Annotated in this window: 1 tRNA gene and 2 rRNA genes; all 3 read left to right on the forward strand. The window is 53.5% G+C overall.

Annotated elements, in window-relative coordinates:
• Positions 1-329 precede the first annotated feature (329 nt).
• The 3 genes from FHT97_RS30430 (at position 330) to FHT97_RS30440 (ending at position 3732) form a co-directional block, all read left to right on the forward strand.
• Positions 330-3140 (forward strand): 23S ribosomal RNA (locus FHT97_RS30430).
• Positions 3141-3250: 110 nt separating this feature from the next.
• Positions 3251-3365 (forward strand): 5S ribosomal RNA (rrf, locus tag FHT97_RS30435).
• Positions 3366-3655: 290 nt separating this feature from the next.
• A tRNA-Met gene (locus FHT97_RS30440) sits at positions 3656-3732 on the forward strand.

The raw sequence follows: 3732 nt of genomic DNA on the forward strand, positions 1-3732 counted from the left end.
CAAGGATGGCTTAGTCGGCCGGATCTGGTGGAGGGACTGGAGGTAGGAAGGAAGCCTGTCGTCAGGATTGACCATTGTTCGGTGCCTTCGGGTGCTGTCTGATGGCTGGTCTGATTACCGTTGCCTGACCGCGCGGTACCGGATTTAATCTCGAGAAGCTGGTCTTAAGACCTGATGCAAGCGAGCTGCTCGGCGTAGCTCCAATAAAGCAATCAGGTCGAACACGTCGATGGCATTGTTGGATTGACTGGGTTGTAAAAGGTAACCCGGTCTGTTGCCGTTTCCTTAGGGATGCGAGCAGCGAGATGATGAGCATTGGCAATGAGAACGATTAAGTGTCGTAAGGGCATTTGGTGGATGCCTTGGCATGCACAGGCGATGAAGGACGTGATACGCTGCGAAAAGCCGTGGGGAGCTGCGAATAAGCTTTGATCCATGGATCTCCGAATGGGGAAACCCACCTTAAATGCTTGGAAAATCTAAGTTGTGCTTCGGTACGGCTTAGGTTTCCAAGCATTGTGATAAGGTATCTGCACCTGAATAAAATAGGGTGTAAGAAGCGAACGCAGGGAACTGAAACATCTAAGTACCTGCAGGAAAGGACATCAACCGAGACTCCGCAAGTAGTGGCGAGCGAACGCGGACCAGGCCAGTGGCATTGGAAGTTAAAGTGGAACAAGCTGGAAAGCTTGGCCGTAGTGGGTGACAGCCCCGTACGCGTAAACACTTTCAATGTCCTAGAGTAGGGCGGGGCACGTGAAATCCTGTCTGAACATGGGGAGACCACTCTCCAAGCCTAAGTACTCGTGCATGACCGATAGCGAACAAGTACCGTGAGGGAAAGGTGAAAAGCACCCCGACAAGGGGAGTGAAATAGAACCTGAAACCGGATGCCTACAAACAGTCGGAGCCCGCAAGGGTGACGGCGTACCTTTTGTATAATGGGTCAACGACTTAGTGTAACTAGCAAGCTTAAGCCGGTAGGTGTAGGCGAAGCGAAAGCGAGTCTGAATAGGGCGATTTAGTTAGTTGCATTAGACCCGAAACCGAGTGATCTAGCCATGAGCAGGTTGAAGGTTGGGTAACACCAACTGGAGGACCGAACCCGCATCTGTTGCAATAGATTGGGATGACTTGTGGCTAGGGGTGAAAGGCCAATCAAACTCGGAAATAGCTGGTTCTCCGCGAAATCTATTTAGGTAGAGCGTCGACCGAATACCCCCGGGGGTAGAGCACTGGATGGGCTATGGGGACTCACCGTCTTACTGATCCTAACCAAACTCCGAATACCGGGGAGTACTAGTCGGCAGACACACGGCGGGTGCTAACGTCCGTCGTGAAAAGGGCAACAACCCTAACCTCCAGCTAAGGTCCCCAAGTCATGGCTAAGTGGGAAAGGATGTGAGGATCCCAAAACAACCAGGATGTTGGCTTAGAAGCAGCCATCATTTAAAGAAAGCGTAACAGCTCACTGGTCTAAATAAGGGTCTTTGCGCCGAAAATGTAACGGGGCTGAAGCCATGCACCGAAGCTGAGGATTGTAGTAACCTTCGGGTTACCGCAGTGGTAGCGGAGCGTTCCGTAAGCCTGTGAAGGGATACCCGTGAGGGGTCCTGGAGGTATCGGAAGTGCGAATGTTGACATGAGTAACGATAAAGAGGGTGAGAGACCCTCTCGCCGAAAGACCAAGGGTTCCTGCTTAAAGTTAATCTGAGCAGGGTTAGCCGGCCCCTAAGACGAGGCGGACACGCGTAGTCGATGGGAACCACGTTAATATTCGTGGGCCTGGTGGTAGTGACGGATTGCTCAACTTGTAAGGTCTTATTGGATTGATCTTGCAGGGACGCGGTTCCAGGAAATAGCTCCACCGTATAGACCGTACCCGAAACCGACACAGGTGGTCAGGTAGAGTATACCAAGGCGCTTGAGAGAACTATGTTGAAGGAACTCGGCAAATTGCACGCGTAACTTCGGAAGAAGCGTGACCCCTTCGCACGCAAGTGTGGTGGGGTGGCACAGACCAGGGGGTAGCGACTGTTTATCAAAAACACAGGGCTCTGCGAAGTCGCAAGACGACGTATAGGGTCTGACGCCTGCCCGGTGCTGGAAGGTTAAGAGGAGAGGTGCAAGCTTTGAATCGAAGCCCCAGTAAACGGCGGCCGTAACTATAACGGTCCTAAGGTAGCGAAATTCCTTGTCGGGTAAGTTCCGACCTGCACGAATGGCGTAACGACTTCCCCGCTGTCTCCAACATAGACTCAGTGAAATTGAATTCCCCGTGAAGATGCGGGGTTCCTGCGGTCAGACGGAAAGACCCCGTGCACCTTTACTATAGCTTTACACTGGCATTCGTGTCGGCATGTGTAGGATAGGTGGTAGGCTTTGAAGCGGGGACGCCAGTTTCCGTGGAGCCATCCTTGAAATACCACCCTTATCGTCATGGATGTCTAACCGCGGTCCGTTATCCGGATCCGGGACAGTGTATGGTGGGTAGTTTGACTGGGGCGGTCGCCTCCGAAAGAGTAACGGAGGCGCGCGATGGTGGGCTCAGACCGGTCGGAAATCGGTCGTCGAGTGCAATGGCATAAGCCCGCCTGACTGCGAGACTGACAAGTCGAGCAGAGACGAAAGTCGGTCATAGTGATCCGGTGGTCCCGCGTGGAAGGGCCATCGCTCAACGGATAAAAGGTACGCCGGGGATAACAGGCTGATGACCCCCAAGAGTCCATATCGACGGGGTTGTTTGGCACCTCGATGTCGACTCATCGCATCCTGGGGCTGGAGCAGGTCCCAAGGGTATGGCTGTTCGCCATTTAAAGCGGTACGTGAGTTGGGTTCAGAACGTCGTGAGACAGTTCGGTCCCTATCTGCCGTGGGTGTAGGAATATTGACAGGATCTGTCCCTAGTACGAGAGGACCGGGATGGACATATCTCTGGTGGACCTGTTGTCGTGCCAACGGCATAGCAGGGTAGCTACATATGGAATGGATAACCGCTGAAGGCATCTAAGCGGGAAACCAACCTGAAAACGAGTATTCCCTATCAGAGCCGTGGAAGACGACCACGTTGATAGGCCGGGTGTGGAAGCGCAGCAATGTGTGAAGCTTACCGGTACTAATAGCTCGATTGGCTTGATCGTTCTCATTGATCAATGCTCATGACTGTCATCAGACAGAAATGACGCCTAGACGTGTTTAAAAGAAAACAGGCGAATGCCTGCCAGCTTCTCAATTTGTTGCGCTTCGCTGACCTGGTGGTTATGGCGGGGCGGCTGCACCCGTTCCCATTCCGAACACGGCCGTGAAACGCCCCAGCGCCTATGGTACTTCGTCTTAAGACGCGGGAGAGTCGGTCGCTGCCAGGTCTGCCAAGCGCAACAAAAAATCTTCTCTGAACGAAAACGGCCCAGGCCGAAACAAAAGGGCCGCCTAAAGCGGTCCTTTCTGCTATAATCGGCCGACTGAAATTTGAGGGCATTCACCAGACATATAATGGTGCGTCCCTTACAGGAGACAAAACCCATAGGGTTTTGCTCCGGAATGACGACGGAAACGTCGTACGGGAGCAACCGCTTCGCAGTTGCCCCGGCACTACGACAAACCGCTGCGCGGTTCGTCGATGTCAGGATGAGGCGAAGGAGCCTCACCTTGAGGACGCGGGGTGGAGCAGCCCGGTAGCTCGTCAGGCTCATAACCTGAAGGCCGCAGGTTCAAATCCTGCCCCCGCAACCA

The sequence above is a fragment of the Rhizobium sp. BK399 genome (assembly GCF_014194695.1).
Taxonomy (GTDB): domain Bacteria; phylum Pseudomonadota; class Alphaproteobacteria; order Rhizobiales; family Rhizobiaceae; genus Rhizobium.